A 5,479-nucleotide genomic window follows, 5' to 3' on the forward strand; every position below is an offset into this window, starting at 1 on the left:
GCTATGCAGCAAACTGAGGAGAAACTGGCGGCGTAATCAACCCGGAATCCATCTTAGCCTTGCCGCCAAACTGTCCCGGAAACCGGGACCACCTCAAAAATGCCCTAGTTGCTCAAATCGATAGACCCGGAAACACCGCAGGCCACCGCCAGCGGCACCACACTCCAATTAAAATTAACGTGTACGTCTTGATTTAGGCCAACCCCACACCAGCCCGCAAGACCTGTAACAACCGTTTCTTTCACGTAGCAAATAGGCTACCTAGTCCCCGGTGGGGACACCCTGGAAGCTGTCGGATTAATGGTTACATGACGATGACTCTAAACGAAGCCCGTGACACAAGCCTACGCTATCTCGTGACGCGAGGGGGCGCCGGATTCGCACTGGCAGCGGCTTTTTCTGACTTGAAAAGCGGATTAGCTCTTTGGCCACTTTGGGTGCGACTCGGCTGGAACGACATTCTGCAGCGCTATCGTCGTTCGATGTTGGGTCCATTCTGGTTGACCGCGAGCATGGCTATTATGGTCATATCCCTCGGCATACTTTACGCTGATTTGTTCAACACCCCGATCCACGATTTCTTGCCCTATCTTTGCGTCGGCTTGCTGGTATGGAATCTAATCTCCAGCTTTCTGAGCGAGGGCGGCACACTTTTTACCGGAGCAGAATCCTACATCAAACAAATCAGGTTACCCTACTCCGTCTATGTTTTTCGATCGAGCTGGAGCAAACTGGTTATTTTTGCCCACAACTTTGTAATCTACTTTGGCATCTTATTTTATTTTGATATTTGGCCGGGCGCCGTGGCACTGCTGGCTATTCCAGGTCTCCTGCTTGTCCTGCTGAATGGGGGACTCATCACGCTTTTAATCGGAATGGTGTCCGCACGGTTTCGGGATGTTCCCCAGTTGATCAACTCCATGGTGCAGATCGTGTTCTTCGTGACGCCTATCATGTGGAAACCAGAGTTGCTTCGCAACCGGACCTACATTGCGGACCTCAATCCGTTCTACCATTTGCTGGAAATAGTGCGCGCGCCTTTGCTCGGGAATCCTCCCTTGGCCAAAAGCTACATTGCCGTGCTGCTGATTACGTTGGTCAACGCCGTCATCGTCGGCGCCTTTTTTGCGCGGTTCCGGTCGCGCATTTCCTACTGGGTTTAGATCGATGGAGACCACCTCAATTAATCTCGTCGGCAAGAGCGAACTCTCGCTTGAAGACGTCAGTGTATCTTTTCCAATCTACCATGGGGGTTCACGATCCCTGAAAAAAAGCTTGCTGTTTCGCGGCTCCGGCGGACAGCTAGCCAGCGATGCTAATCACCGTATCGTCGTGCAAGCATTGCGAAATGTATCGCTTGAGTTTCAAACCGGCGACCGTGTCGCTCTGATCGGCACTAACGGTGCAGGAAAAACGACGTTGTTGCGGGCCATGGCCGGTATCTATGAGCCGGTAACAGGTGTGGTGAAAAGTCTCGGTCGAATCTCACCGATGTTCGACATTAGCCTCGGCATCGATGGCGACATGAGCGGTTACGATAATATCCGCTTGCGCGGATTGATTCTCGGGCTGTCCGCAAACGAGATCGAAGATCGGATGACGGATATTGTCGACTTTACCGAACTCGGCGACTATCTCGATATTCCGGTTCGTACCTACTCATCGGGCATGATGACCCGATTGACCTTCGCTGTTGCCACCTGTTTCGCTCCCGAAATCGTTTTGATGGACGAGTGGATCGTCGCGGGTGATGCGGTTTTTCTAGAGAAAGCCCAACGACGAATCGAGATGTTCGTGGAAAAAGCGGGAATTCTGATCCTTGCATCCCATAGCAGCGAAATCTGCCGACGCTGGTGCAACAAAGGCGTTTGGATGGAACGCGGGGAGGTGAAATTGCAGGGGAACATCGAAGATGTTCTCGATGTTTACAACAATGCCGAAAGAGCTCGCTGAGCATGTCATTCTCTTCGACCTTTCGCGGCGCAAACAGAATAGTTTCGTTCAGATGCAGCGCAGTGCCCGACAAAGCGCGCCGATGTGGAGCAATTGTCCAAACTCCCCAGTTTCGATCGCTGCACGCAATTGACTGAGCGTTAGAAACTCCGAACGAATTTCCTCCGACGCGTCTGGTCGCGGCGCCTCGATCGACGTCATCCGGCATGCAAAGACATGGAAACGATTGGTATGGGTTGCTGGATTCGGGCTGAAATCTCCGCAAGCACGCCATTCGTCGGCGCGAATTCCGGCTTCCTCGAGCAATTCACGCTTTGCTGCGTCTAACGCGCACTCGCCCGCTTCGACCACGCCGCCTGGCAACTCCTTCATCACCCTCGATGCGCCGTGGCGGTACTGAGACACAACGCAGATTCGATCCTCACGATCAAAGCATATACAATGAGCCCAGTCGGGATAGCTCAAAACATAATACGGCGAGATGCTGACGCCGGCGGACGTAGTGCAGTCGTCTGCTCTCAAATCAATCCAACGGTCCTTTATAATCGTCGATGAATCGTTCACCGTCCAAGGTTTGAGTTCGGTCGCCATCTCCAGCTCCATAATGCTTCTTGCTGCCGACCGCCCGTCACGTATTTGGCCTCGGCAGAAGAATATTTGAGGTCACTTAAATTTGGGACGAAACTCTCGCGGATTCCAGCCGAAATCATTGACCGCGGGAGTCACATCAAAGATCATGTCGGTCGCCATCCGATTGCCCATAGCCACGTTCGCGTTGGAAATAAGCGGAGCTGCCAACGCGAATGCAGCCCTCCATAGTGGCGGGGGAATAGCGACAATGCGGCGCGATCTCTGCATACCGTCGAAAATGCGCCCTACCATTTCACGGTAGGTGATCGTATCCGTGCCCGCGAGCGCATAGATCTTGTTTTTCGCATCGGAACTGGCAGCCGCCGCAATCGCTCCTAGCGCCAAATCCTCGGCGTGCACGGGCTGACGCAACCCGGAACCTGCTCCGGCCAACGGCATAAAGCCGATCTTCTCAATGAGGCGTGACAATCGCGTGACGTTCGCATCCCGACCTTCGTCGTAAATTAGGGTGGGACGCAGGATCGTCCATTGGACGCCGAGCCGCTCACATGCAAGGATGAATTGTCGCTCCGATTCAGCCCACAACAGGACGCTTTCGCGTTCCGAACGGAGTTCCGATTCCGCCTTGGTTATTATGCTGGTTGACGTGAAGGCAACCGCGCGGGTCAGCTGTTCCCGAGGAAAATACGGAAGCGCAACGGCCATCAGACCAACGTTGGCCGTACAATAGAGTGTTGAAATGGCAGGTAGCTCTAACTTTTCAGGCGCGTTCAAATCGCCTTCGAACCACTCGACATTCATCGTGCTGCTGCGTATCGACCGCGACAGTGCTATCGGGCGTTCGCCCCGCCTTACGAGCTGATCGACGATATGCCCGCCTACAATTCCCGTTGCACCGATAACTGCGCTTCTCATGAATTCAGCCTGATAGCCAACGCTGGGTCGTTACAAAGTGGTGGCGACCCATTTCTCATGGAACATCGCAGCTACGAAAGCAAAATAACGCTGGCATAGCGGTTTGACGGTCTGACGTGCAGCAAGCTGTCCAAATCCGCGCGCAGGATGGAGTTTCCTATCTCCGCTACCAACGATGCTTCCCGCTAACACCGAAAACACGCAGCGCGACCCCCATCTTGGGGCCAAGGATCCCCCGCAATATCCCAACTGAGCCGGTGCGCCCTCTGTGGCGGAAAAAGACCGACGGGCAGGAGGCGTCGACAAGGTTCATCGTGCCCAGCAAGCGACATCAAGTTCTGGCCTGGACGTCCTTGGCAAAACGACGTCCAAGATTACACGCAGCGAATGCTCCCGTCCGCAAAAACACGAGATACGTCAGCACCTTACAAAACGAGCGCAGGCTCGCGGGGGTTCTTCAGGCCGAGAACGAACTCTCGCCAGAGCGCTGGATTCTGACAAAAGTCCCTGCTAATGTTATGCGAAGAGGGTTACTGTTTGTTCATAAAGATGGTCAATCGACAGACTAAAACAACCGCAGAATTGATTGCTCTCATCAATCAGCGTCAGGCCGACTGGTGGCCAGCGGAGTTCCGCCTTACGATCGATCGGTCCGCCGAACACGATTGGATTGCCATTGCGGACACGCAAGCAAGCGATGTGACTGTCGATCGTCACGCTGATTTTTCAAATAGCCTCGCGAAAGTTGTAGCTGAAATCAGACTTCGTCACGCTTGGGCCGGGCACTAGATGTAGCGATTGTAGCGGGATCCCGCCGCCTACAAGGCCGCATCGTTTATCGCGTTCTCCGACCCACTCAACGAGTAGGTAACCCACCGCATCCATCCGACGGCAGACGTACGAAAATAAAAGGCCTCCCGTAGATTCGCGGGATGGGAAACAGCCAGCACCTGAATTCCGAAAGACGGCGGGGAATACCTGACCCAGACCTACCGATCCTGGATCGGCTTTACCTCCACAACAAATTGATGGATCTCCCGAACGACCTTACCATCAAAACCCTGTTGCTTGAGGAGGCCCACAATTTTGGGCGTCAGTTCGGCGAAAAGCACGTCATGATTTGGGCAGACAAGTGATAGGCCCGCTAGGTCATCGCTCCACGCACGAACGCCGCCACCTTCAAGATTCTCGACCCTTATCGTTACAATTCTCAGCTTCTCATCCATCGATCGAATCCCCGAATCTGGTCCGCACCAAAGCGACACTAAATACCTATTCCGCTAGCAATTCTTCACAAGTACTGCAACAATCGATAGCAAAATATGATGCAGCCAACAAACCTACACGTGTCCCAAGTCGCGCGAAAGCGAGTCGGACGCCAAGAACCTTCATATTGTAAGCGACCCAATACTTTCCTTCTGCGTTTCCGCCGGTCGCCCTAGGTTTCGCATATCTCTGCCGATGCAGATTAATGGACAAAGCAACCTTGATCGCGTCTCTCCGCAAATGCACATTTTTCAGGATGGAAAATCGGCATGCGATCCGGCTTCGCAATACAGTCGCAGCAATCTGGATCGGTTTTGGTGTCCCATCGGCTTGCATCTGGATTTTGATGGCCGACCGGCACCCTTTTGTTGCAATTGTCGTCTCGGTAGTTTTCCTCGCGCCGATAATATTCATCGGCCTATTGGAGTTCTTGAGACGAAAAGCCAAAGGTAAGCTCAAGCCACCGTAGCAACCACGGCGCCTACTTCCGATAGAGAGTTCTCGTGAGGGTCAACGACGGCTCATAGCCCTCGTTTGGAAACATCGAGACAAATAAGAGACCCACTGAACTACGGGCCCCCTCCTCTGAGACGGCAGCAGCGGCAGACACTGACTTGATGCACGCCAAACGCCAACTCGATTGGTCTATCGGAGTGAGAGAGCCGGTTCCGGGAATTTGGACAGGACGATAAGTGGAATTTCTGCCTGAAAGCGGCGATGATGGCCGCGAACAGGAGAGACTATGAATAGACGA

6 protein-coding genes are annotated in these 5,479 nt (G+C 53.5%); 2 read left to right on the forward strand and 4 right to left on the reverse strand.

What is annotated here, in order from left to right; all coding sequences use genetic code 11:
• Positions 1 to 308: 308 nt before the first annotated feature.
• Both GSQ88_RS12670 and GSQ88_RS12675 read left to right on the forward strand, forming a co-directional pair.
• A complete protein-coding gene (locus GSQ88_RS12670; protein WP_159008095.1) occupies positions 309 to 1,163 on the forward strand; it encodes an ABC transporter permease in 855 nt (284 codons plus the stop codon).
• 4 nt (positions 1,164 to 1,167) lie between these two features.
• Positions 1,168 to 1,953 carry an ABC transporter ATP-binding protein gene (locus GSQ88_RS12675; RefSeq protein WP_159008096.1) on the forward strand — a complete coding sequence of 262 codons (786 nt, stop codon included), beginning with the start codon at positions 1,168 to 1,170 and terminating at the stop codon, positions 1,951 to 1,953.
• A 48-nt stretch (positions 1,954 to 2,001) separates the two neighbouring features.
• Here the strand turns inward: GSQ88_RS12675 and GSQ88_RS12680 are convergent, their stop codons facing one another.
• The 4 genes from GSQ88_RS12680 to GSQ88_RS12695 all read right to left on the reverse strand — a co-directional run bounded on the left by GSQ88_RS12680 (position 2,002) and on the right by GSQ88_RS12695 (position 4,685).
• On the reverse strand, positions 2,002 to 2,544 hold the full coding sequence (locus tag GSQ88_RS12680; RefSeq protein WP_159008097.1) for an NUDIX hydrolase: 543 nt from the start codon (positions 2,542 to 2,544) through the stop codon (positions 2,002 to 2,004).
• A gap of 72 nt (positions 2,545 to 2,616) precedes the next feature.
• Positions 2,617 to 3,459, reverse strand: a complete 843-nt coding sequence (locus GSQ88_RS12685; protein WP_159008098.1) for an SDR family oxidoreductase — start codon at positions 3,457 to 3,459, stop codon at positions 2,617 to 2,619.
• Positions 3,460 to 3,975: 516 nt separating this feature from the next.
• Positions 3,976 to 4,176 carry an SH2 domain-containing protein gene (locus GSQ88_RS12690; RefSeq protein WP_159008099.1) on the reverse strand — a complete coding sequence of 67 codons (201 nt, stop codon included), beginning with the start codon at positions 4,174 to 4,176 and terminating at the stop codon, positions 3,976 to 3,978.
• 272 nt (positions 4,177 to 4,448) lie between these two features.
• Positions 4,449 to 4,685, reverse strand: coding sequence for a hypothetical protein (locus GSQ88_RS12695; RefSeq protein ID WP_159008100.1), 237 nt, complete (start codon positions 4,683 to 4,685; stop codon positions 4,449 to 4,451).
• Positions 4,686 to 5,479: the final 794 nt, after the last annotated feature.

This window comes from Bradyrhizobium sp. S69 (assembly GCF_009766005.1).
Lineage (GTDB): Bacteria > Pseudomonadota > Alphaproteobacteria > Rhizobiales > Xanthobacteraceae > Bradyrhizobium.